At 70.1% G+C, this 22576-nt stretch carries 21 protein-coding genes and 1 tRNA gene; 11 read left to right on the top strand and 11 right to left on the bottom strand.

Translation table 11 applies throughout. The features are described from left to right. Together JHN45_RS44830 and JHN45_RS44825 are read left to right on the top strand one after the other, a co-directional pair. Positions 1-1784: fructose-specific PTS transporter subunit EIIC (locus JHN45_RS44830; RefSeq protein ID WP_201055145.1), on the top strand; the 1784-nt coding region annotated here is incomplete at its 5' end. A gap of 93 nt (positions 1785-1877) precedes the next feature. Continuing rightward, a complete protein-coding gene (locus tag JHN45_RS44825; RefSeq protein WP_201055136.1) occupies positions 1878-2132 on the top strand; it encodes a hypothetical protein in 255 nt (84 codons plus the stop codon). Between the two features lie 27 nt (positions 2133-2159). Here the strand turns inward: JHN45_RS44825 and JHN45_RS44820 are convergent, their stop codons facing one another. The 4 genes from JHN45_RS44820 to JHN45_RS44805 form a co-directional block, all read right to left on the bottom strand. Next, entirely contained in the window at positions 2160-2909 is a 750-nt protein-coding gene (locus tag JHN45_RS44820; RefSeq protein WP_201055134.1) for a DUF6227 family protein, read from the bottom strand. Between the two features lie 157 nt (positions 2910-3066). Next, a complete protein-coding gene (locus JHN45_RS44815) occupies positions 3067-4293 on the bottom strand; it encodes an Ig-like domain-containing protein (RefSeq protein ID WP_201055133.1) in 1227 nt (408 codons plus the stop codon). 208 nt (positions 4294-4501) lie between these two features. After that, positions 4502-5530, bottom strand: coding sequence for a P1 family peptidase (locus JHN45_RS44810; RefSeq protein ID WP_201055132.1), 1029 nt, complete (start codon positions 5528-5530; stop codon positions 4502-4504). A 128-nt stretch (positions 5531-5658) separates the two neighbouring features. After that, a complete protein-coding gene (locus JHN45_RS44805) occupies positions 5659-6861 on the bottom strand; it encodes a low temperature requirement protein A (protein ID WP_201055131.1) in 1203 nt (400 codons plus the stop codon). A gap of 112 nt (positions 6862-6973) precedes the next feature. On the opposite strand from JHN45_RS44805, the gene JHN45_RS44800 reads away from it, so the two are divergent. Further along, positions 6974-7159 (top strand): hypothetical protein, encoded by a 186-nt coding sequence (locus JHN45_RS44800; RefSeq protein ID WP_200715036.1) that lies wholly within the window; start codon positions 6974-6976, stop codon positions 7157-7159. 68 nt (positions 7160-7227) lie between these two features. Here the strand turns inward: JHN45_RS44800 and mscL are convergent, their stop codons facing one another. From mscL to JHN45_RS44770, 6 genes are all read right to left on the bottom strand, one after another. Next, a complete protein-coding gene (gene mscL, locus JHN45_RS44795; RefSeq protein WP_200715037.1) occupies positions 7228-7689 on the bottom strand; it encodes a large conductance mechanosensitive channel protein MscL in 462 nt (153 codons plus the stop codon). Between the two features lie 159 nt (positions 7690-7848). Next, a complete protein-coding gene (locus JHN45_RS44790; protein ID WP_201055130.1) occupies positions 7849-8394 on the bottom strand; it encodes a hypothetical protein in 546 nt (181 codons plus the stop codon). A 168-nt stretch (positions 8395-8562) separates the two neighbouring features. Then, on the bottom strand, positions 8563-9396 hold the full coding sequence (locus JHN45_RS44785; protein WP_201055129.1) for an S-methyl-5'-thioadenosine phosphorylase: 834 nt from the start codon (positions 9394-9396) through the stop codon (positions 8563-8565). Between the two features lie 176 nt (positions 9397-9572). Further along, positions 9573-9902, bottom strand: a complete 330-nt coding sequence (locus tag JHN45_RS44780) for an FmdB family zinc ribbon protein (protein WP_200715040.1) — start codon at positions 9900-9902, stop codon at positions 9573-9575. Positions 9903-9971: 69 nt separating this feature from the next. Further along, positions 9972-11246 carry an MFS transporter gene (locus tag JHN45_RS44775; RefSeq protein WP_201055128.1) on the bottom strand — a complete coding sequence of 425 codons (1275 nt, stop codon included), beginning with the start codon at positions 11244-11246 and terminating at the stop codon, positions 9972-9974. 273 nt (positions 11247-11519) lie between these two features. Next, on the bottom strand, positions 11520-13100 hold the full coding sequence (locus JHN45_RS44770) for a potassium/proton antiporter (RefSeq protein WP_201055127.1): 1581 nt from the start codon (positions 13098-13100) through the stop codon (positions 11520-11522). Between the two features lie 194 nt (positions 13101-13294). Between JHN45_RS44770 and JHN45_RS44765 the strand changes: the two genes are divergently transcribed. Further along, a complete protein-coding gene (locus JHN45_RS44765; protein WP_200715043.1) occupies positions 13295-16045 on the top strand; it encodes a penicillin acylase family protein in 2751 nt (916 codons plus the stop codon). 47 nt (positions 16046-16092) lie between these two features. On the opposite strand, the gene JHN45_RS44760 is transcribed toward JHN45_RS44765, so the two are convergent. After that, complete coding sequence (locus tag JHN45_RS44760; RefSeq protein ID WP_201055126.1) at positions 16093-16674, bottom strand: 5-formyltetrahydrofolate cyclo-ligase; 582 nt, start codon at positions 16672-16674, stop codon at positions 16093-16095. A gap of 132 nt (positions 16675-16806) precedes the next feature. Here JHN45_RS44760 and galU point away from each other — a divergent pair, with 132 nt between their 5' ends. The 7 genes from galU (at position 16807) to JHN45_RS44725 (ending at position 22526) form a co-directional block, all read left to right on the top strand. After that, a complete protein-coding gene (gene galU / locus JHN45_RS44755) occupies positions 16807-17709 on the top strand; it encodes a UTP--glucose-1-phosphate uridylyltransferase GalU (protein WP_093628497.1) in 903 nt (300 codons plus the stop codon). Between the two features lie 5 nt (positions 17710-17714). Next, positions 17715-19037, top strand: a complete 1323-nt coding sequence (gene glp / locus JHN45_RS44750; protein WP_201055125.1) for a gephyrin-like molybdotransferase Glp — start codon at positions 17715-17717, stop codon at positions 19035-19037. Positions 19038-19099: 62 nt separating this feature from the next. Next, the gene (moaC, locus tag JHN45_RS44745; protein ID WP_200715046.1) at positions 19100-19612 is read left to right on the top strand and encodes a cyclic pyranopterin monophosphate synthase MoaC; all 513 of its coding nucleotides are present in this window, start codon (positions 19100-19102) and stop codon (positions 19610-19612) included. Continuing rightward, positions 19609-20151, top strand: a complete 543-nt coding sequence (locus tag JHN45_RS44740; protein WP_201055123.1) for a molybdenum cofactor biosynthesis protein B — start codon at positions 19609-19611, stop codon at positions 20149-20151. Before moaC ends, JHN45_RS44740 begins: the two co-directional genes overlap by 4 nt. Further along, positions 20148-20786, top strand: a complete 639-nt coding sequence (locus tag JHN45_RS44735) for a GNAT family N-acetyltransferase (protein ID WP_200715049.1) — start codon at positions 20148-20150, stop codon at positions 20784-20786. The genes JHN45_RS44740 and JHN45_RS44735 overlap by 4 nt, the downstream gene beginning before the upstream one ends. Positions 20787-21002: 216 nt before the next feature. Then, positions 21003-22391, top strand: a complete 1389-nt coding sequence (gene glpR, locus JHN45_RS44730) for a gephyrin-like molybdotransferase receptor GlpR (protein ID WP_201055121.1) — start codon at positions 21003-21005, stop codon at positions 22389-22391. 61 nt (positions 22392-22452) lie between these two features. Continuing rightward, positions 22453-22526: transfer RNA gene (locus JHN45_RS44725), tRNA-Ala, on the top strand. Positions 22527-22576 lie beyond the last annotated feature (50 nt).

Here is a 22576-nt window from a genome sequence, read left to right as displayed (position 1 = left end):
AGGTGGGCGTCGTCGGCCCCGCCGACCTGATCTTCCTGATCGCGGCGCCCGCCGGGGCCGACGACGCCCACCTCACCATCCTGTCGGCGCTCGCCCGGCAGCTGATGAACGCCGAGTTCACGTCCGCGCTGCGGTCGGTGGGCGACGCGGAGAGCGCGGCGGCGCTGATCCGCGGCGACGAGACGCCCGCGGCGGGCACCTCCGAAGACTCCGCTGCGGCACCGGCGGCGGCCTCCGCCGGTGCCGCGGCGGGCAGCACGGACACGGCGGGGGCGGGTGACCGTCCGTTCCGGATCGTCGCCGTCACCTCCTGCCCCACGGGTATCGCGCACACCTACATGGCGGCCGAGTCGCTGGAGAACGCGGGCCGCGAGGCCGGTGTCGAACTCGTCGTCGAGACCCAGGGCTCGGCCGGTTTCACCCGGCTCGACCCGGCGGTGATCGCGGCGGCGGACGGCGTGATCTTCGCCCACGACGTGCCCGTACGCGACAAGGCCCGCTTCGCGGGCAAGCCCACCGTCGACGTCGGCGTGAAGGCGGGCATCAACCGCCCCACCGAACTCATCACCGAGGTCCAGGGCAAGGCCGAACGCGGCGAGGTGACCGCCGGTGCGGGCGCCGCCACCCCTGTCGAACGCGGCGGCGAGCCGGGCGAGGGCTACGGCTCGATGCTCCGCAAGTGGCTGATGTCCGGCGTCAGTTACATGGTCCCGTTCGTCGCGGCCGGCGGTCTGCTGATCGCCCTCGGCTTCGCGATCGGCGGCTACGAGATCAAGTCCGCGCCCTCGGTCATGCAGCACTTCGTGTGGACGCAGACCGACAGCTGGGCCGCGCTGATGTTCCAGATCGGCGCCGTCGCCTTCGGCTTCCTCGTCCCGGTGCTGGCCGGCTACATCGCCTACGGCATGGCCGACCGGCCCGGTCTGGTGCCCGGCTTCGTCGGCGGCATGATCGCCTCCACCATCAACGCCGGGTTCCTCGGCGGTCTGGCGGCCGGTCTGATCGCCGGTGGTGTCGTGCTGGCGATCCAGCGAGTGAAGATCCCGAAGGCGGTCCGCGGGATCATGCCTGTGGTGGTGATCCCACTGATCTCCACGGCGGTCGTCGGGTTCCTGATGTTCGTGGTCATCGGCAAACCGATCGCCTCCGCGCAGAAGGGCATGACCGACTGGCTCAACGGCCTCAGCGGCTCGAACGCCATCCTGCTGGGCGCCCTGCTCGGCCTGATGATGTGCTTCGACCTCGGCGGCCCGGTCAACAAGGTCGCGTACACCTTCGCCACCGCCGGTATCGCGGTCTCCAACCCCAGTGAGTCGGCGATGAAGATCATGGCCGCGGTCATGGCGGCCGGCATGGTCCCGCCGCTGGCGATGGCCCTGGCGACGACCGTGCGCGGCAAGCTCTTCACCGAGACCGAGCGCGAGAACGGCAAGGCCGCCTGGGTGCTGGGCGCCTCCTTCATCTCCGAGGGCGCCATCCCGTTCGCGGCGGCCGACCCGCTGCGGGTCATCCCGTCCTCGATGGTGGGCGGCGCGATCACCGGCGCCCTGTCGATGGCCTTCGGCGCGACCCTGCGCGCCCCGCACGGCGGCATCTTCGTGGTCCCGCTGATCGGCAGCCCGTTCCTCTACCTGATCGCCATCGCGGTCGGCATGTCCGTCACGGCGGGCCTGGTCGTCGTACTGAAGGGCATGCGCAAGCCGGCCACTGGTGCCACGGCTCCAGGAGCGCCGGAGGACATATCCGCCCCCGCGGCGGAGGCCAAGCAGCCGGTCGCCGCCTAGCCGCTTTTGGGCCGCCGTGAGCTGTTCACGGCAACTGCGAGATACGTCACGGTCCGGGACCACGGTCCCGGACCGTGGTGTCTACTGGAACGCATGCCTGAGCACGTCTCGATCCTCCAGCTGACCGGTGTGGCCGTTCTCGCCCTGGCGACCGTCGCCTGGGTGCTCGGCCTGACGCGCATCCTGCGCCGCGCCCTCGTCGAACCCACCGTCCGGCACGCGGCCCACCCCCTCCACGGCCTCCCTGGCCAGCGGGACACCGCCCCCCACCTGGAGTCCGTCGAACTGACCCCCGCGGAACGCGACGCCTTCGCGGGTCTCGTACGACAGCTCAGCGACGGACGCTGAGCCGGGCCCGGCGTTCCGCCCGGGGCTCTACGAGACCTGCGCCGCCCGCCGCTCCATCGCGTCCCGGGCCGCGTCCTCGCTGACGTACACCTCGCACATGTGACGGCCGTCCGGCGTGGCCGTGTGCTCGACCTCCCACAGGGAGAGCTCCGTGTTGTCGGGCAGCAGGAACGCGTGCTCGCAGAGCGAGAAGCACACCGCCGCGCGGCCCGCTCGGTAGGGGCGGCCGAAGGCCTGGATGATCTGGTGCGCGAACGCCGTCGTCAGCAGCGCCGCGGTCTCCTCGTCCGGCCGGTCCGCGTTCTCCGCGCGGCGCAATAAGCGGCGCGCGTGGTCCGCCGAGTTGTCCGCCAGATACGAGTGCCGGGGCTCCGGGATCGGTGACAGGTGCACCAGCACCGGGAGTTCGAAGTCCGTCGTGTCCGGCGGCATCGGCAGCCGCGCGGTCGCCGTCCGCAGCTCCTCCTCGTCGACGTACACCTCGTGCTGCGCCTCACGGCCCAGCACGGTGTTGTGGACGAGCTCCCACAGGGTCAGCGCCGAACCGTCGCTGAGCAGCCACGTGTGCCGGTACGTCTCCCGGTGCAGACCCGCGCTGTGGTGCGCGGAGTGCAGCGAACTGTCGTACGCCAGGGCGCAGTCCAGGACCTGCCGTATCGTCTCGTCCGGCAGCTCGAAGGAGTTCAGGGCACGGCCGAGCAGTCGCGCGAGGTGCTCCTCCGGAGACTCGTGCGACTCGGGTGGTTCGTACGCTGCCGTGTCGTACGGAACGCTCAAGGCTTCTCCCGGCGTTGCTGCATGTCACCTTGTGGGTGCATACCGTAGCCCCTCGGTCGGACATCATTCCTGTGAACCGAGAAAACGTATGCCCGGAAAACGCGCGGGCCGCGCGAGATGTTCCCGCGCGGCCCGAAGATCCGTCAAAACCTGCCGGTCAGGCAGCACTTCCGGCGGTCCACTCGCTCCACGCCAGGTTCCAGCCGTTGAGCCCGTTGTCCGGGGCGACCGTCTTGTCGGGGGAGTTCTTCACGATCACGACGTCCCCGATGAGGGAGTTGTCGTAGAACCACTTGGCGTTCGTGGCACCCTGCGCGCCCTGCACGTCCGCGAGCCCCACACAGCCGTGACTGGTGCCCGTCTGCCCGAAGGGCGGATTGGCCTTGTTGTACCAGTAGTTGCCGTGGATGAACGTCCCCGACGAGGTCAGCCGCATCGCGTGCGGCACGTCCGGGATGTCGTACTCCCCGCCCAGCCCGACCGTCTGGCTGTTCATCCGCGTCTGCGTGAACTTCTCGGAGATCACCATCTGCCCGTTGTACGTGGTGTGTTCCGGGCTGCCCGAGGAGATCGGCAACGACTTCACGGTCTGACCGTCCCGCACCACCGTCATGGTCTGCGTGTTCACATCGACCGTGGAGACCTGCGAACGGCCGACGGTGAAGGTCACCGTCTTCTTCTGCACGCCGTAGACACCGTTCGCGCCCTCCACACCGTCCAGGTCGATCTTCATCGTGACCTTGGAACCGGCCTTCCAGTAGTCCTGCGGCCGGAAGTCGAGCCGCTGCGCCCCGAACCAGTGCCCCACGACCTGCTGCCCACTGCTGGACGTGACGGTGATGTGCGACTGCACGGCCTTCTTGTCGCCGATCACCTTGTCGAAGGTGAACGACACCGGCATCCCCACACCGACCGTCGTCCCGTTGTCCGGGGTGTACGTCCCTATGAAGCTGTTGGCCGAACTGACCGTCGTGAAGATCGAGTTGGCCGCGGAGACCTTGCCGCTCGCGTCCTTCGCGGTCGCCGAGATCTGGTACTTCGTACCGCGCTCCAACTGCTCCTTCGGCTTCCAGCTCCCGCCGTTCGCGGAGACCACGCCCTCCACGGCCTGCCCCGAGCCGGCCACCGTCATCTTCACGTTGGTCAGCTTGCCGTTGCTGACCTGCACGCCCGTCGCGTTGATGGACGCGTTGGTCGAACCGTCCTTCGCCGAGATGACGATCTTCGCGGTGGACGTCTTGGCGGCCGTCCCGCCACCGCCCTTGCCGCTGGTGTCGGTGTCCGCGCTGGCGTTGCCGCCGCACGCGCTGAGGGTGAGGGTGCCGACCACCAGGGCGGCGATGGCCCCCAGTACGCGCCGCGCTGCTATGTCCGGCGTTGTCACGGGCTGCTCCAGGTTCGTGTGTGTGCGAAATGCGCAGTGGTGATGTGTGATGCGTGATCCGCTGCGATGCGTGGACAAAGAGCGCCCCAACCCCCACACGGGTTCCCGCCGTTCCCCACGAACGCCATCCGGTGACAGAACCGCGACAAACACCGGGACGGATCCCCGGAAACACCGGACGCCCACCGCCACAGGACCCCCGCCGCCCCTACCGCCTCCCGTACAGCTCCTCGTACGACGGCCATGCTCCGCCCGGCCCGTCCACCGACTCGGCGGCCCGCACCGCGCGCACGATCGCCCGGGTCACCACGTCCGCGCCGGCCGCGAGGATGTCGTTCAGCGCGAGGGGCTGTTCGGCGTCGAGCGGGCGGGCCCCGGTGGCCAGCGCGAACACCGTGTCCCCGTCGTGCAGCAGATGCACCGGCCGTACGGCACGCGCGATGCCGTCGTGCGCCGTACCGGCCAGCTTCTGCGCCTGGGCTTTGGTGAGTTCGGCGTCGGTGGCGACCACCGCGAGCGTCGTGTTCAGCGGAGGAGGCGTGTGCTTCGCGGCGGTCTCGGCGAGACGCCGGCGCGCGGCCTCGTGCACATGCGCTTCCGGATACGTCACGCGCCCCTGGAACAACTCCCCGTACAGGACGCCCGTTTCGGGATCCATGACCGACCCCGCCGCGTTGGCCACCACCAGCGCGGCCACCGTGATCCCCGACTCCAGCACGATGCTCGCGGTCCCGACACCGCCCTTCATCGGCCCGACCGCGGCGCCCGTACCGGCGCCCACGCACCCCTCGCGCACCCGCACCCCCGGCCCGCTGATCGCGGCCGCCTCCACCGCGGCCCGCCCGGTGGCCGCGTCCGGCCTGGCCCTGAAGTCGCCGCCCCGCCCCAGGTCGAAGACACAGGCCGCGGGCACCACCGGTACGACATGCGTCGGTTCCGCGCCCACCCGTACCCCGCGCCCCTGCTCCTCCAGCCAGGCCATCACCCCGGACGCGGCATCCAGCCCGTACGCGCTGCCGCCGGTCAGCACGATCGCCTCGACCCGCTGCACCACATTGCGCGGATCGAGCGCGTCGGTCTCCTTGGTGCCGGGTCCGCCGCCGCGCACGTCCACGGCGGCCACCGCCCCGCCCTCCGGCGCGAGCACCACGGTCGTACCGGTGAGCCAACCGTCCCCCGACCGCGTCGCATGGCCCACCCGCACCCCGGCCACGTCCGTCAATGCGTCAACTGTCATGGAGCTCAGTCTCACGCAGCGCGCGGCGGATCCGGGGACCAGCGGCGCGGCGGGGGTGGTTGTTGTGCTGCTGGTCGGCTGGGTGTGAAGCGTTGTTCCACTGGTGGTCGGCCAGTTGCGGGCGCCGGTCAGCCCACCGTCGCCGTCACCTCGGCCCTGCCCCTCTCGCCGGCCGCGAGTGCGGTCAGGGTCGTGCCGACCGCCACTGTCAGCGCCGACACCAGGCCCGCCGCGAGCACCGCCCAGGAGCCCAGGAAGGTGCAGCAGATCACCAGCAACGCCGAGACGGGAAGCACCAGTTGCTGGGCGACACCCACCTTGTAGTGACGGGCGTGCAGCGCCCACACGCTGAGCAGATACAGCGCCGTCGGCACGGTCACCGCGGCGGACGCGGCCAGCGTGGAGATGTGCGCCTTGCCGATGGCCTCCGTGACCGCCACTTCCAGGCCGGCGCCGATGGTGGCCGCCGACGCGAAGATCAGGTAGTGGCCGTAACCCCACAGGAACGCCTGCTGGTTGGACCGGAGATGGCCGTGGATCGGCACCACGAAGTAGATCCACCAGGCGGCGAAAACGATCAGCAGCCCACCCGCCGCGATGGGCAGCAGCTCGCCCAGCGCGTCGTGCTCGTCCACCCCCGACTTCACGGCGACCGTGGCCGCCGCGATCGTCTCGCCCAGCACGATGATCGTGAACAGCCCGTACCGTTCCGAGATGTGGTGCGGATGCCACGGCGTAGGGAAGTCTTTCTCCGCGTAGCGCGGCACGCACAGCTCGGCGATCACCATCACGAGGAACACCCAGCCCCGGGCCGGTTCCGGCAGGACCACCAGGCCCGTCCAGCCGACCATGCAGAGCAGCACGCCGCCCGCGTACCGCAATGCCATCGTCCGCTCCGGCCCGGTGGCGACCCGTGCCGCCCGCAGCCACTGCGTGGCCATCGCCAGCCGCATGATCACGTAGCCGAGCCAGACCACCAGGTAGTCGTGCTGCTCGAAGGCCCGTGAGACCCCGGCCGCGAGGACCAGGACGCCGGAGATCTGCACCAGGGTGACGACCCGGTAGAGCACGTCGTCGTTGTCGTACGCCGAGGCGAACCAGGAGAAATTCATCCAGGCCCACCAGATCGCGAAGAACTGCATCGCGTAACTGAGGACGCCCTCGCCCGCGTGCCCCTCGACCACGGCGTGCGCCAGCTGGACGCCCGCCTGCGCGATGGCCACGACGAAACACAGGTCGAAGAAGAGCTCCAGCGGCGAGGCGACCCGGTGCGGTTCGTCCCGGCCGCGGGCGGTGAGCGGGCGCAGGGGTCTTGGAATCTGGGACGTCATGCGGACAAGCACAGCAGATAACGGCAGGGATTTCAGAAGCGGCCGGGTCGGCCGGGACCGACCGCTTCGCCCGCGGCGCCGTCAGGCGCCCCCTCGGCCGTACCCTGGAGGTATGAGTACCGCCCCCGCCCCCGAGCCGCGCGATCCGATCGAGCCGAAGCCCGCGCTGGTCTTCGACGACCCGCTGAGCCGGCCCTCCTCGGACGACACGGATCGCGGGTGGGGCGAGCGGGCCGAGGGCGACAGCGCCGCCGATCTCAGGCGCTTCCTCGACGAGAAGCCGCCCCACCACATCTGAGCCGTCGGCTGCGGCTCCTGGTACGTCCGAGCCGCGGGCCACGGCCCCTCGTACGTCCGAGCCGCCTGCTACGGCTCCCGGTGTCCGTTGCCGCGCTGGGCGACGAGCGCGTCGCGGATCTCCTTGAGGACCTCCAGCTCGGTGATCTCGATGACCTCGTGCGTGCCCTCCTTGGCCTTGCGCTGGGCCTCCTGCCGGGCCAGGTACTTCGACATCGGCAGGACCATCAGGAAGTAGACCACCGCCGCGGTGATCACGAAGCTGAGGGCGGCGCCCAGCACCGAGCCCCACATCAACTGGATGCCCTTGTCCCCTGAGCAACTGTCGCTCAGGCACGAGCTGTAGCTGTCGAGGTTCTGCGTGCCGATCGCGCCGACGAGCGGGTTGATGAGCCCCTTCACCACCGAGTTGACAATGTTCGTGAAGGCGGCGCCGATGACCACCGCGACTGCCAGATCGACGACGTTCCCGCGCATCAGGAAGGTCTTGAACCCCTGCCAGACGCTCGGTTCCTTCTTCTTCTCGCTCAACTCGGAGCCTCTTCTCGCACGCGCACGGTGTGGAACGAACAGCTCCGCAACCTACGTCAAGGCGAGGCCGCCGTGTCCAATTCGGTAGCTCGAACGAGGGACTTGACACGAATTCGCACATGCGCCGGAAGGCGCGGCTCACGATACGGAGAGCACGGCTCAACACATCGTCACCGCCAGCCGTGCCGTGGCACTCGCACCGGCCAGCCGCGCCGCCGTGGCGCGCGGCACCGAGAGCACCACCAACGCCCCGCTGCCGGCCGCCTCGTCGAGCGGCTCGGGCACCTTGGTCACCCGCGCCCCGCGCGCGACCACTTCGGCGTCACCGCCCGCCGCCGTGTCCTGTGCCGCGATCACATCGACCCGGTCGCCGGACCGCAACAGCCGGACCGTGGCGGCGTCGGCGATCCGCACCGGCGCCGACACCCACTCGACCGCCCGGCGCTGCTGCCGTAGCGGATCCGTCACCGGATGCCCGCGGGGCCGCTCGCCGTGTCGCGGGTCCGCCGCATCGCGCGGGCCGGCCGCGATGAGCGCGACCGCCGTCACCGCGAGCCCGGCGGCCACGGCCCGCCTCCGGTGCCGTAGCAGCCGGCGCAGTTGGTACCACCCGCCGCGCACCCGCACCGGCGCGAAGTGCGGCACTTCGCACGTGGCCGGAGCATCGGTGCCCAACGGGCGCGGAAAGGGAGGGGAGAGGGACATGTGGACCACCACCTGCGACGAGGGATCGGTTTGCGGTCCCACGATGCGCGAATTCGTCAAGACCCGCCGGAGCCCGTGTGCTACCCGCCGGTTGTGGACAACTCCCTCACCCGAACGGGAAGTTCCGCAACGCGGAAGCCTCCACCGTCCCCTCCCCACGACCCCCGTCTACGGCAGCTCGAACCCGGGATCCATCCCGCCCAGCGCGTTCGCGCACAGGCAGTCCCGTGCCCCGTTCTCCGGCAGCGCGGCCACCGTGTCGAACAGCACGCCCCGCAGCCGGTCCACGTTGGCCGCGAACACCTGCAGCACCTCGTCGTGGGAGACACCCTCGCCGGTCTCGGCGCCCGCGTCGAGGTCGGTGACCAGGGTCAACGAGGAGTAGCAGAGCTCCAGTTCACGGGCGAGCGGTGCCTCGGGGTGGCCGGTCATGCCGACCACGGACCAGCCCTGGGCCTGGTGCCAGAGGGATTCGGCGCGGGTCGAGAAGCGCGGCCCCTCGACCACCACGAGCGTCCCGCCGTCGACCGGCTCCCAGTCCTGCCCGCGCGCCGCCTTCAGCGCCGCCGCCCGGCCGGTCGGGCAGTAGGGGTCGGCCAGGGACACGTGCACGACGTTCGGCACCGTGCCGCCGGGCAGTGGCCGTCCGTCGAAGTACGTCGCCGCCCGGGACTTCGTACGGTCCACCAACTGGTCCGGCACCAGCAGCGTGCCCGGCCCGTACTCGGGGCGCAGCCCGCCCACCGCGCACGGACCGAGGACCTGGCGCACACCCACGGAGCGCAACGCCCAGAGGTTGGCCCGGTAGTTGATGCGGTGCGGCGGCAGATGGTGGCCGCGCCCGTGCCGGGGCAGGAACGCCACCCGCCGGCCGGCGATCTCGCCGAGGAAGAGGGAGTCACTGGGCGGCCCGTAGGGCGTGTCCACCTGGATCTCGGTCACGTCGTCCAGGAACGAGTAGAAGCCGGAGCCGCCGATTACGCCGATCTCTGCGTTCGCCATGACCAGCACACTAGCCGCCGCCGAAAAGGCGCCCGAACGGACTCGGGAATCGGTACAGGAACCGGCGTGGAAACCGGCTCGGAACCGGTTCCGAACCGGCTCGGAAAACACCGAAGACCCTGTCGTCGTACGACGACAGGGTCCCGCGGTCGAGAAGTCCTGCGCGGCTGCGCGGCCTACGCGGCCGAGCTGTTGCTGCCCGTCGAGGAGCCCGAGCTCGACGACTTCGACTTGGAGTCCGAGGACGAGGACGTGGTCGACGGGGTGGACGGCTTCGCGTCCGAGGACGTCGACGGCTTCGAGGTGGCCGGCGAGCTGCTCGACGAGGAGCCGCGGCTGTCGTTCCGGTAGAAGCCGGAGCCCTTGAAGACAATGCCGACCGCGGAGAACACCTTCTTCAGGCGGCCACCGCAATTGGGGCACTCGGTCAGCGCGTCGTCGGTGAATTTCTGGACCGCTTCAAGGCCCTCGCCGCACTCGGTGCACTGGTACTGGTAGGTCGGCACTGTGTCTTCCTCCTGGCACTCTCAGTCAATGAGTGCTAACGAGCGTCCATAGTGACGTATTCCCGGGGATCAGTCCACTGCCACCGGCACGCGGTGACCGACGCCACGTGCCACGGTGCGGTTGTGGGGTCGGGTCGCGAGGTGCGACCGGAGCGCGATCAGGGTCCCCAGGGCGAGCACCGTCCCGGCCATCGGCACCAGGAAACCGGCGCCGCCCCACAGGCGGTCCTCCAGCTGTCCGGCGACGGTGACGGCTGCGGCCTGGCCGAGGGCGACCGCGCCGGTCAGCCAGGTGAAGGCCTCGGTGCGGGCGCCCGCCGGGACGAGTCCCTCGACCAGGGTGTAGCCGGTGATCAGGGCGGGCGCGATGCACATGCCGACCAGGAGACCGAGGCCGGCCAGGAGCAGTACCGAGTGGGCGGTCCACAGGGCGGACGCGGTCAGTGCGAGGGCCGCGTAGCCGACGAGGAGGCGGCGCTGCGGGGCGACCTTCCAGGCGACGGCACCGCAGACGACCCCGGAGAGCATGTTGCCGGCGGCGAAGGTGCCGTAGAGGACGCCGTTGAGGCCGGGTTCGCCGATCGACTCGGTGAAGGCGGCCAGGGAGACCTGCATGCCGCCGAAGACGGAACCGATGCCCAGGAAGGTCACGATCAGCACACGCACTCCGGGGACGCGCAGTGCGGAAACGTGCTCCACGCGTGCGTGCCCGTCGGCGGTCACCGATGGCTGTGTGCTCGTGCTGGCGGCGAACAGCAGACCGCCGACCAGGGTGAGCCCGGCCTCCGTGATCAGACCGGCCGCCGGGTTCACGGTGGTGCACAGGGCGGTCGCGAGCAACGGGCCGAAGACGAAGGTCAGTTCGTCGGTGACGGACTCGAAGGCGGCGGCGGTCGTCATGAGGGGTGAGTCCTGGAGCTTCACGCCCCAGCGGGCACGCACCATGGGCCCGATCTGCGGCACCGAGGCGCCGGTCGGCATGGCCGCCACGAACAGTGCCCACAGGGGAGCGTGGCCGAGCGCGAGCGCGGTGAACGTCAGGCCCGACAGGGAGTGCACCAGGACGCCGGGGACCAGTACGGCCCGCTGCCCGTGGCGGTCGGCCAGGCGTCCGCTGTAGGGCGCGAAGAGGGCCATGGAGACGCCGGTGACGGCCGCGGCGGCGCCCGCAGTGCCGTAGGAGCCGGTGGTGTGCTGGACGAGCAGCACGATGGAGATGCTGAGCATCGCGAACGGCTGGCGTGCGGCGAAGCCGGGAAGCAGGAACGTCCAGGCGCCGCGCGTACGCAGCAGCTGCCCGTATCCAGGACGGGATCCCGTCCTGGAGGTGACCGTGGATGCCACGGCCCCGTGCCTTTCTGCCGCCTGGTAGCGCGCCCTGTGCGGGGGGCGCCGAGCACTGTCCTCTTGCGCGGAACTGCGGTAGATACCGGTGCCCACTGCGGAGGAGGGATTCGGCCGCCATACGGTCGCGCCAGCACTGCGTCAGGCAGAGTTGGTTCGATCAGAATGTGCCTTCATCGTACAGGGAGTGAAGCCCGGTGGACCTGTGAAAACGGGCACCACGCGCGCGTTCACCTGCGATTGGTGAACGTGTGAACCGTACGAAACATGTCCTTAATGACCGGCCGTGGCGTTGTCGGTGCCCAGCCACCCCGCCAGCTTCCCGCCGCGGCCCACCGCCCGCAGTCGCCGTTCGGCCGCGTCCCGGACCGGATCCGTCGCCACGACCAGGAGTTCGTCGCCGCGCCGCAGGACCGTCGAGGGCAACGGAACAAACGATTTTCCGTCGCGTACGACCAGGGTGACCGCGGCCCCGGCCGGCAGTCGGAGTTCATTGACCTCGACGCCGTGCATTTTCGACTCCCCGGGGATCGCGACGGACAGCAGATGCCCGCGCAGCCGCTCCAGGGGTGCCGATTCGATGCCGAGGTCGGCGGCCTCGGGCCCCTCGCCCAGCTTCAGCTTGCGCGCCAGCCAGGGCAGCGTCGGTCCCTGGACGAGGGTGTAGACGACGACCAGGACGAAGACGATGTTGAAGACGCGACGGCTGCCGGTGACGCCGTTCACCATGGGGATGGTCGCCAGGATGATGGGCACGGCGCCGCGCAACCCCGCCCAGGACATCAGCGTCTGCTCCTGCCACGGCACCCGGAACGGTGTGAGGCTGACCACCACGCTCAGCGGCCGGGCCACCATCGTCAGCACCAGGCCGATGATCAGCGCCGGCCAGACGTCGTCCCCCAGTTCGTGCGGGGTGACCAGCAGGCCGAGCAGGACGAACATGCCGATCTGGGCGATCCAGCCGAGCCCGTCGGCGAAGCCGCGCGTCGCGGGCCAGTGGGGCAGCTTGGCGTTGCCGAGCATCATCGCGGCGAGATAGACCGCGAGGAAGCCGCTGCCGTGCGCCAGGGCGCCCGCCGCGTAGGCGGTGACCGCGATCGCCAGCACGGCGATCGGGTAGAGGCCGGAGGCGGGCAGCGCCACGTGCCGCAGCCCCCAGGAGCCGAGCCAGCCCACCGCGAGGCCGATGGCCGCGCCGATGGCCAGCTCCAGGGCTATCTCGCCCACCAGCGCGTACCAGTGCTCGACCGGGCCCGCGGTGGAGAAGGCGACGACCAGGATGACCACCGGGGCGTCGTTGAAGCCGGACTCGGCCTCCAAAGTGCCCGTCACGCGCGCGGGGAGGGGAATTCGGCGCAGCACGGAGAAGACCGCCGCCGCGTCCGTCGAGGACACCACCGCCCCGACGATGAACGCCTGCCGCCACTCCAGTCCGACCAGATAGTGCGCGCCCGCGGCCGTGACACCGACGCTCACCGCCACTCCCACCAGCGCCAGCGTGGCGGCCGACGACAGCACCGGCCTGACCTCTGTCCACTTCGTGCCGAGGCCGCCCTCGGCCAGGATCACGACCAGGGCCGCGTATCCGATGACCTGGGTCAGCTCGGTGTTGTTGAAATGGATGTCGCCGACGCCGTCCTGGCCCATGGCGATGCCGATCCCCAGGTAGACGAGCAGGCTGGGGAGCCCGCTGCGCGAGGAGATCCGGACCGCCGCTACGGCGACGAGCAGGACGAGCGAGCAGACGAGCAGGAGCTGGTCGAGGTGGTGGACAGTCAGAAGGCTTCCCTTCCTCGGCTGACGCGCGTCCGGGGCGGCAGCACATGTACAGGGGACGCGAGACTGCGGCGCCACGCATCCAAGTACTTCGTTACCTTACCTAACTCTTGACGCTTTCTTGACGCTTCCCGAGGCAAGATCGAACGCCCGTCCGCGCCGGTACCCGACTCCGCGTCAAGTCGCTCGGAAGCCTGCGCCTATGGTTGCTCCAGCGCTCAGTCAAAAGCACAGCCCGCCCTGCCGCTCGCGTTAGGACAGCAAGGACAGCGATGCCCCCCAACACCACCGCCTCATCGGGTCATAAGCCCGGCAAGTCCGGCAGGAAAAAGGGGCGCAAAGCCCGTCTATTGGTTCTCGTCCTGGTAATGGCCATCATCGGGGGCATCGCCTACGGCGCCTACTGGTCCGTCAGTACGGTCCGTGCCTCCCTGCCGCAGACCACGGGTTCGATCACCCTCGAAGGCCTGTCGGGACCCGTCGACGTCAAACGCGACAGCTACGGCATCCCGCAGATCTACGCGTCCTCCGACGCGGACCTGTTCATGGCGCAGGGCTACGTCCAGGCGCAGGACCGGTTCTACGAGATGGACGTACGACGGCACATGACGTCCGGGCGGCTGTCCGAGATGTTCGGCAAGGGCCAGGTCAAGAACGACGAGTTCCTGCGCACCCTGGGCTGGGACCGGGTCGCCGAGAAGGAGTACGACACCACGCTGTCGGCCTCCACGAAGAAGTACCTCCAGGCCTACGCCAAGGGGGTCAACGCCTACCTCCAGGGCAAGGACGGGAAAGACATCTCCCTGGAGTACGCGGCCCTCGGTTTCACCAACGACTACAAGCCCGAGAAGTGGACTCCGGTCGACTCCGTCTCGTGGCTGAAGGCGATGGCCTGGGACCTGCGCGGCAACATGCAGGACGAGATCGACCGCGCGCTGATGACCTCCCGCCTCGGCCCCCAGCAGATCGCGGACCTGTACCCGGACTATCCGTACAGCCGCAACAAGCCGATCGTCACCGTGGGCGAGTACGACGAGTACACCAAGACGTTCAACGGCGGTGACGGCTCCTCCAGCACGTCCACGAGCGGCACGACGGGTTCCACGTCGTCCTCGTCGGGTTCGGCCCTCACGAGCCAGCTCGCGGGCCTCTCGAACGTCCTGGACGACCTCCCGACGGCCGTCGGCGTGAACGGCCAGGGCATCGGCTCCAACTCGTGGGTCGTCGGCGGGGAGCACACCATCACCGGCAAGCCCCTGCTGGCCAACGACCCGCACCTGGAGGCGTCGCTGCCGTCCGTCTGGTACCAGATGGGCCTGCACTGTCGCGCGATCTCCAGCAAGTGCCAGTACGACGTCACCGGCTACACCTTCGCGGGCATGCCCGGCGTCGTCATCGGCCACAACCAGGACATCGCCTGGGGCATGACCAACTCCGGGGTCGACACCACCGACCTCTACCTGGAGAAGCTCTCCGGCGACGGCTACCTGCTCGACGGCACGACGAAGCCCTTCACCAGCCGCACGGAGACCATCAAGGTCGCCGGCGGCGCGTCCAAGAAGATCGTCGTCCGGGAGACCAACAACGGCCCGCTGCTGTCCGACCGCAACGACGAACTCGTGAAGGTCGGCAAGAAGGCCACCGTCGACACCGCGGCCCCGGACAGAGGCGACGGCTACGCGATCTCCTTGCGCTGGACCGCCGAGGACCCGGGCACCACCATGGACGCCGTCTTCGCCATCGACAAGGCGTCCGACTGGAGCGAGTTCCGCGCGGCGTCCACCAAGTTCGACGTGCCCTCGCAGAACCTCATCTACGCCGACACCAAGAACAACATCGGCTACACGCTGCCCGGAAAGATCCCCGTGCGCGGGAAGGGCGACGGCTCGCTGCCCGTGCCCGGCTGGGACTCCAAGTACGACTGGACCGGCTACATCCCGCAGGCCGCCCTGCCGTACGAGTACAACCCGAAACGCGGCTACATCGTCACCGCCAACCAGGCCGTGATCGACAAGGACAAGTACCCGTACACCCTCACCACGGACTGGGGATACGGCACCCGCAGTCAGCGCATCACCGATCTGATCGAGACGAAGATCGGCGGCGGAGGCAAGATCTCCACCGACGACATGCGGCAGATGCAGCTCGACGACAGCAGCGAGATCGCCAAGCTGCTCGTGCCCAAGCTGCTGAAGATCGACGAGCCCGACCCGGACGTGCGCCAGGCGCAGAAGCTCCTGGAGGGCTGGGACTACACCCAGGACGCCGATTCGGCGGCTGCCGCCTACTTCAACTCGGTCTGGCGCAACATCCTCAAGCTCGCCTTCGGCAACAAGCTGCCCAAGGAGCTGCGGGTCAAGGGCCAGTGCCTGTACGTCTCGCCGGTCGACACCACGGGGCCCGCCGACGAGGACAACCAGAAGGTGCGCGAGTGCGGCGAGCGCGACGCGGACCAGGCGCAGCCGGACGGCGGCGACCGCTGGTTCGAGGTCGTCCGCAAGCTCATGGACGACCCCACCAGCGACTGGTGGAAGACCCCCGCGTCGGGCACCCGCCCGGGCGCGAGCAACATGAACCAGCTCTTCAAGCGCGCCATGATCGACGCCCGCTGGGAGCTGACCGCCAAGCTCGGCAAGGACATCGACACCTGGAGCTGGGGCCGGCTGCACCGCCTGTTCCTGAAGAACCAGACCCTGGGCACCGAGGGCCCCGCCATCGTCCAGTACATCCTCAACCGCGGCCCCTGGAAGCTCAGTGGCGGCGAGGCCACGGTCAACGCCACCGGCTGGAACGCGGCCGGCGGCTACGGAGTGGTCTGGGTGCCGTCGATGCGCATGGTGGTCAACCTGGACAACTTCGACAAGTCCAAGTGGATCAACCTCACCGGAGCCTCCGGGCACGCCTTCAGCGCGCACTACACCGACCAGACGAGCAAGTGGGTCAACGGCGAACTGCTGCCGTGGTCCTTCTCGTCCAAGGCGGTCGACAACAGCACGAGCGACACCCTGGTGCTGAAACCGTGAGCCGCTGACATCCGAAATGGCCCTCCACGCACGCGTGGAGGGCCATTTCAGTTCCCCGGGAACCTGTGCACGCCACTCGGTGTCACCGCCGCCCGCACCGGCCGGTCGTGCACCTCGGCGGGGACATGCTCGACGACCTCGGATTCGTACAGCAGCACCACCAGCGCGGGATGCGCGCCCGCCCGCTCCAGTCGCGCCAGCACGCGGTCGTACGACCCCCCGCCGCGCCCCAGCCGCATCCCGCGCCCGTCGACCGCCAGACCGGGCAGCAGGACGACGTCGGCGGCCGTCACGGCGTCCGGGCCGAGCCGCTTGCCGGACGGCTCGAACAGGGCCATCTTTCCGCCGTGTTGGACCCGGGAGAGCGAGCCCTCGCCGTCGTAGGCGCCCCAGTCCAGGTCGTTGTCCGGGAGGAGTGCGGGGAGCAGGACGTCGATGTCCCGCGCGCGGAGTGCGTCCAGCAGGGCGAGCGTTCCCGGTTCGCCCCCTACGGAGACGTACGCCGCCACCGTGCGCGCGTGCGCCAGCTCGGGCAGCTCCAGCGCGCGGCCGGCGAGCGCGGCGGCGGCTTCCCGCACGTCACCGGCCGTCAACCTGTTCCTCACCGCGAGGAACTCTCGTCGCAACATTCGCTTGTCAGGCTCGTGTTCAGGTCCCAGGTGACGCACAGGTCCCACCCGTATCCTTTCCAATATGCTCATATGAGAGCGTATTAACCGGAGCCACAGATTCTGCACAAAGGCACCGGATAGGGTTCGGACATGACTCAGTCGCACCCCAGGATCAGCAAGGCTGTCATTCCCGCAGCCGGTCTCGGCACCAGGTTCCTGCCGGCCACGAAAGCAACTCCCAAGGAGATGCTGCCGGTCGTGGACAAGCCCGCGATCCAGTACGTGGTCGAAGAGGCCGTGTCGGCGGGGCTCGACGACGTTCTCATGATCACCGGACGCAACAAGCGCCCCCTTGAGGACCACTTCGACCGCAACTACGAGCTTGAATCAGCCCTCCAGAAGAAGGGCGACGCGAGCCGGCTGGCCAAGGTCCAGGAGTCCAGCGACCTTGCGACCATGCACTACGTCCGCCAGGGCGACCCAAAGGGCCTCGGCCACGCGGTGCTGTGCGCGGCCCCGCACGTCGGCCACGAACCCTTCGCCGTCCTCCTCGGGGATGACCTGATCGACCCCCGGGACCCCCTTCTCGCGCGCATGGTCGAGGTCCAGGAGCAGCACGGCGGCAGCGTCGTCGCCCTCATGGAGGTCGCGCCCGAGCAGATCCACCTCTACGGGTGCGCGGCCGTGGAGGCCACCGCGGACGACGACGTCGTCAAGGTCACCGGCCTCGTCGAGAAGCCGGAGGCGGCCGACGCCCCGTCCAACTACGCGATCATCGGCCGCTACGTCCTCGACCCCCACATCTTCGGCATACTGCGCAAGACCGAGCCCGGCCGCGGCGGCGAGATCCAGCTCACCGACGCCCTCCAGCAGTTGGCCACCGACGAGAAGGTCGGCGGACCGGTGCACGGCGTCGTCTTCAAGGGCCGCCGCTATGACACCGGAGACCGGGGCGACTATCTGCGTGCCATTGTCAGACTCGCGTGCGAACGTGAAGACCTGGGCCCGGACTTCCGCGCCTGGCTTCGCAGTTACGTAGCCGAGGAGATGTAGCAACGTTGAGCACCGCCGCGAACCGCACCACGGGACCCGACCACCTCTGGACGGTGGACGAGCACCTGGAGGACATCCTCGCGACCGTCCGCCCCCTGGAACCCATCGAGCTGCAACTGCTCGACGCCCAGGGCTGCGTCCTGGTCGAGGACATCACGGTGCCGGTCTCGCTCCCGCCCTTCGACAACAGCTCGATGGACGGCTACGCGGTGCGGGTCACGGACGTCGCGGGCGCGAGCGAGGAGTACCCGGCCGTTCTCACGGTCGTCGGCGACGTCGCGGCGGGCCAGGCCGAGCCGCTCCACGTGGGCCCCGGTGAGGCCGCCCGCATCATGACCGGCGCCCCGCTCCCGCCCGGCGCCGAGGCCGTCGTCCCCGTGGAGTGGACCGACGGAGGCCTCGGCGAAGGACCGGTCACCGGCATGCGCGCCCGCAGCCAGGCCCCCGAGGCGGCCGGCGGACACGTGCACGTGTACCGCTCGGCGGAGGCACGCGCGCACGTGCGCGCGAAGGGCAGCGACGTGAAGGCGGGCGACCGCGCCCTGGACGCCGGCACGATCCTCGGCCCGCCGCAGATCGCCCTGCTCGCCGCCATCGGCCGCGGCACCGTCCGCGTCCGCCCCCGCCCGCGCGTGGTCGTCATGTCCACCGGCAGCGAACTCGTCCAGCCCGACGAGCAGTTGGGCGACGGCCAGATCTACGACTCCAACAGCTTCGCCCTCACTGCCGCCGCCCGCGACGCCGGCGCCATCGCCTACCGGGTCGGCGCCGTGGCCGACGACGCCGAGACCCTCCGCGACACCATCGAGGACCAGCTCGTCCGCGCCGACCTCCTGGTCACCACCGGCGGCGTGAGCGTCGGGGCGTACGACGTCGTCAAGGAGGCGCTGTCCTCCGTGGGCGACGAGGACGAGGAGGGTGCCGGGATCGACTTCCGCAAGCTCGCCATGCAGCCCGGCAAACCCCAGGGCTTCGGCACCATCGGCCCCGACCACATCCCGCTGCTCGCCCTCCCCGGCAACCCGGTGTCGTCGTACGTCTCCTTCGAGCTGTTCGCCCGCCCCGCGATCCGCACCCTCATGGGCCTCGACGACGTCCACCGCCCCAGGGCCCGCGCCACGCTCACCACCGACAAGGCGCTGACCTCCCCGAAGGGGCGCAGACAATTCCTCCGCGGGACGTACGCCGACGGCGAGGTCACCCCCGTAGGGGGCGCCGGATCGCACCTGGTCGCGGCCCTCGCGCTGGCCGACGCGCTGATCGTCGTCCCCGAGGACGTCGTGTCCGTCGAACCCGGCACGGAGGTCGAGGTGGTCCTGCTCGGCTGAGCACTCCTGGTTGGCGGTACCGTGTCGCGCACAACACGCCCGGACCGGGAGCGCCGCACAGCATGACTGAGCCTTTCCGGGGGGACACCCCCGGACCCCTTGAGCAGCACCGCCTCACACACATCGACGACGCGGGCGCCGCCCGGATGGTCGACGTGTCCGGCAAGGACGTGACCGCGCGCACCGCCACCGCCACCGGACGCGTCCTCGTCTCGCCCCGCGTGGTCGAGCTCCTGCGCGGCGAGGGGGTCCCCAAGGGCGACGCCCTGGCCACCGCGCGCATCGCGGGGATCATGGGCGCCAAACGCACTCCCGATCTGATCCCGCTCTGTCACCCGTTGTCGGTGTCGGGTGTGAAACTGGACCTGTCGGTCACGGACGACGCCGTACGGATCCGCGCCACCGTGAAGACGACGGACCGCACGGGCGTCGAGATGGAGGCCCTCACCGCGGTCTCCGTCGCCGCGCTCACCGTGATCGACATGGTCAAGGCGGTCGACAAGGGAGCGGTCATCACGGACGTACGCGTGGAGGAGAAGACGGGCGGCAAGTCGGGGGACTGGAGCCGGACATGAGTCCCGACGATTCGGCCGGCGGCGCACTGCCGGCGCGGTACCGGGCACTGGTGGTCACCGCCTCCAACCGTGCCGCCTCAGGGGTCTACGAGGACAGGGGCGGCCCCTTGATCGCAGCCGGCCTCAAGGGCTTCGGCTTCGCGGTCGAGGGCCCGCAGGTGGTTCCCGACGGCCGCCCGGTCGAGGCCGCCCTGAGCGCCGCCGTGGACGCCGGTTACGACGCGGTCGTCACCACCGGCGGCACCGGCCTCTCGCCCACCGACCGCACCCCGGAGGCCACCCGCGCGGTCATCGACTACGAGGTGCCGGGCATCGCCGAGGCCATCCGCGCGTACGGCCGGGAGAAGGTGCCGACCGCGGCGCTCTCCCGCGGCCTCGCCGGAGTCGCCGGGCGCACACTGATCGTCAACCTGCCGGGTTCTACCGGCGGGGTGAAGGACGGTCTGGCCGTCCTGGAGCCCCTGCTGGCGCACGCCGTCGACCAGATCCGAGGCGGCGATCACCCCAGACCCGCCGACACCAGTGGGGGTGCGAGCTGAACAGCCCATCCTGGCCCGCCGTACTGGCGGACGGCGACATCGTCCTGAGGCCGATAAAACTCCGCGACCAGCGGGACTGGCGCGAGGTCAACCGGCGCAACCGGGACTGGCTGCGCCCCTGGGAGGCGACGATTCCGCCGCCCACGCCCAGCGGGCCGATCGCGCACCGGCCGACCTACCGGCAGATGGTCAGACACCTGCGGTCCGAGGCGAACTCGGGCCGGATGCTGCCGTTCGTCATCGAGTACCAGGGGCGCCTGGTCGGGCAGTTGACGGTCGCCGGGATCACCTGGGGCTCCATGTGCTCGGGCCACATCGGCTACTGGGTGGACGAGTCGGTGGCCGGGCGCGGAGTGATGCCGACGTCCGTGGCACTTGTCGTCGACCACTGTTTCCGGTCCGTGGGACTGCACCGCATCGAGGTCTGCATTCGCCCGGAGAACGGCCCGAGCCGCCGGGTCGTCGAGAAACTCGGATTCCGTGAGGAGGGGCTTCGGCCCCGTTATCTCCACATCGACGGCGCCTGGCGCGACCATCTCGTCTTCGCGCTCACCGCGGAAGAGGTCCCCGAAGGGTTGCTGGCCCGCTGGCAGCGGGCACGCTCCCGGAGCACACCGCACGACAATCCCGCGTAACGGGGAGCCTGTCGGGCCCCGAAGCCCGCATCCCCGGAAATGGAATAAGTGTTCGAAAGTGATCGACGGATGACCGCCTTGGGGCAATGAATTCGCCAACTCCGCGGCCTGTTGATCGCATCGGTCACAAAAAAAGCTCGAAATATCAGCCAGATCGTGCGACACACCGGCTCAATTGGCAGATGGCCTCACGCAAACCCCTCTACCGTGTGAGGCGTGAGCAGCAGCGGCCTCATCTACGCAGTCATTGTCGGGGCCTGGGCCGCCTACTTGGTGCCGATGTGGCTCCGTAGGCAGGACGAGCTGAACGAGGCCCGTCCGACGGAACGCTTCAGCACCGCCATCCGGCTGCTGTCCGGACGGGCGGGAATGGAGCGCCGGTACGCCAAGGACCTGCGGGCGCGCTCCACCGAGGAGGGGGAGCCCAGCGCCGTCGTGCCGGACGCCGTCACCGACTCGGTGGACGTCCGGGCCTTCGCCATGCCCCCGGCCCGTCCCCAGGTGCACGCACAGGTCCGCCGGCCGGGCCCGGACCGGTCGGAAGCGACGCGGGAACCGGAGCGCGAAGCGGCCCGTGAGTCGGCGCGCGAACCCGCGCGTGAGCCGGGTCGCGAACCGGCGCGCGACCAGACCCGCGAGCAAGCCCGGGGTCAGGTCCGTGACCAAGCCCGGGACCAGGCACGTGACCAGGCGGCCAAACCGGCACCCCAGCAGGCCTCCGTCCCCGCCCCTTCCTCCGCCCAGGCGTCCAAGTCCACGCCCAAGACCGCGCCCAAGTCCGCCCCCGCGTCCGCCCGTAGGCGCGTCCCGGTCGGGCGGCGTACGCCCGCCGAGGAGGCCGCTGCGGCGCGCGCCCGGCGTGTGAAGGTGCTCGCGCGCCGTCGACGTACCACCGTCATGCTCTTCCTCGCCTTCACGCTCGGCGCGATCGTCGCGGCGGTCGGCGGGCTCGCCCTGCTCTGGGCGCCCGGTGTGCCGGCGGTACTGCTCAGCGGGTACATCGCCTATCTGCGCTCCCAGGAACGCAGCCGCTTCGCCTACCAGATGGACCGCCGCCAGGCCGAGGCCGCCGCGCAGCGACTGCGGGAGCGCCAGCCGCGCCGGCGCGCGACCGTGGACGCCGGGATCGACGACGCCGAGGAGGGACCAGAACCGGAGACGGACCCCGGGATGTCCGCCCTCGCCGCCGACCGCCGTGCCCTCGTCGAACAGACCGACCACGCCGAGTGGGTCGACCAGCAGCGCGAACGTCAGCGCCGACCGGGCCAGGGCGACAGCTGGGACCCCGTCCCCGTACCGCTGCCGACGTACGTCACCGCGCCGGTCGCCCCACGTGCCACCTCCGACGTGGACCTCGGGGCGCCCGACGCGTGGAGCTCCGCGCGCTCCAGCGCGGTCGCACCGGAGCAGGAGGCGCAGCCGACGGCCCGGGACGAGGCCCCGGACGAGGAGGCTGAGGACCTGTCGGACGACGACAAGGCGTCGCCGGACGGCCGCACCGACGCCCGCCGCGCCGCCTCCGCCCGCCGGGCCCGTGAACGGGGGCGCACCCCTCTGTTCGACCAGTACGAGGACGGCGAGCGGCCCCGCGCGGCCAACGAGTGACCAGGCAAGGAACGGATTTCCAAGCACCCTGAGGGGGATGCTAGAGTTTCACTCGTTGCAAGGGCCTGTGGCGCAGTCTGGTAGCGCACCTCGTTCGCATCGAGGGGGTCTGGGGTTCAAATCCCCACAGGTCCACACAGCAACAAGATCCCGTCCGATCGTCAGATCGGACGGGATCTTGTTGC

Origin of the sequence: Streptomyces sp. MBT53 (genome assembly GCF_016654115.1) — a bacterium.
Taxonomy (GTDB): Bacteria; Actinomycetota; Actinomycetes; order Streptomycetales; family Streptomycetaceae; genus Streptomyces.
The sequence above is the reverse complement of the archived record's forward strand: the minus strand, read 5'-3'. Positions and strand labels throughout refer to the sequence as shown.

Excerpts from the sequence above, each read along its gene's own strand:
- JHN45_RS44810 (WP_201055132.1), bottom strand. The coding sequence starts at position 5,530 with ATGACAGTTGACGCATTGACGGACGTGGCCGGGGTGCGGGTGGGCCAT.
- JHN45_RS44765 (WP_200715043.1), top strand. The coding sequence starts at position 13,295 with ATGCCCCCCAACACCACCGCCTCATCGGGTCATAAGCCCGGCAAGTCC.
- galU (WP_093628497.1), top strand. The coding sequence starts at position 16,807 with ATGACTCAGTCGCACCCCAGGATCAGCAAGGCTGTCATTCCCGCAGCC.
- JHN45_RS44760 (WP_201055126.1), bottom strand. The coding sequence starts at position 16,674 with ATGTTGCGACGAGAGTTCCTCGCGGTGAGGAACAGGTTGACGGCCGGT.
- JHN45_RS44740 (WP_201055123.1), top strand. The coding sequence starts at position 19,609 with ATGAGTCCCGACGATTCGGCCGGCGGCGCACTGCCGGCGCGGTACCGG.
- JHN45_RS44790 (WP_201055130.1), bottom strand. The coding sequence starts at position 8,394 with ATGTCCCTCTCCCCTCCCTTTCCGCGCCCGTTGGGCACCGATGCTCCG.
- JHN45_RS44825 (WP_201055136.1), top strand. The coding sequence starts at position 1,878 with ATGCCTGAGCACGTCTCGATCCTCCAGCTGACCGGTGTGGCCGTTCTC.
- moaC (WP_200715046.1), top strand. The coding sequence starts at position 19,100 with ATGACTGAGCCTTTCCGGGGGGACACCCCCGGACCCCTTGAGCAGCAC.
- JHN45_RS44805 (WP_201055131.1), bottom strand. The coding sequence starts at position 6,861 with ATGACGTCCCAGATTCCAAGACCCCTGCGCCCGCTCACCGCCCGCGGC.
- JHN45_RS44785 (WP_201055129.1), bottom strand. The coding sequence starts at position 9,396 with ATGGCGAACGCAGAGATCGGCGTAATCGGCGGCTCCGGCTTCTACTCG.
- JHN45_RS44800 (WP_200715036.1), top strand. The coding sequence starts at position 6,974 with ATGAGTACCGCCCCCGCCCCCGAGCCGCGCGATCCGATCGAGCCGAAG.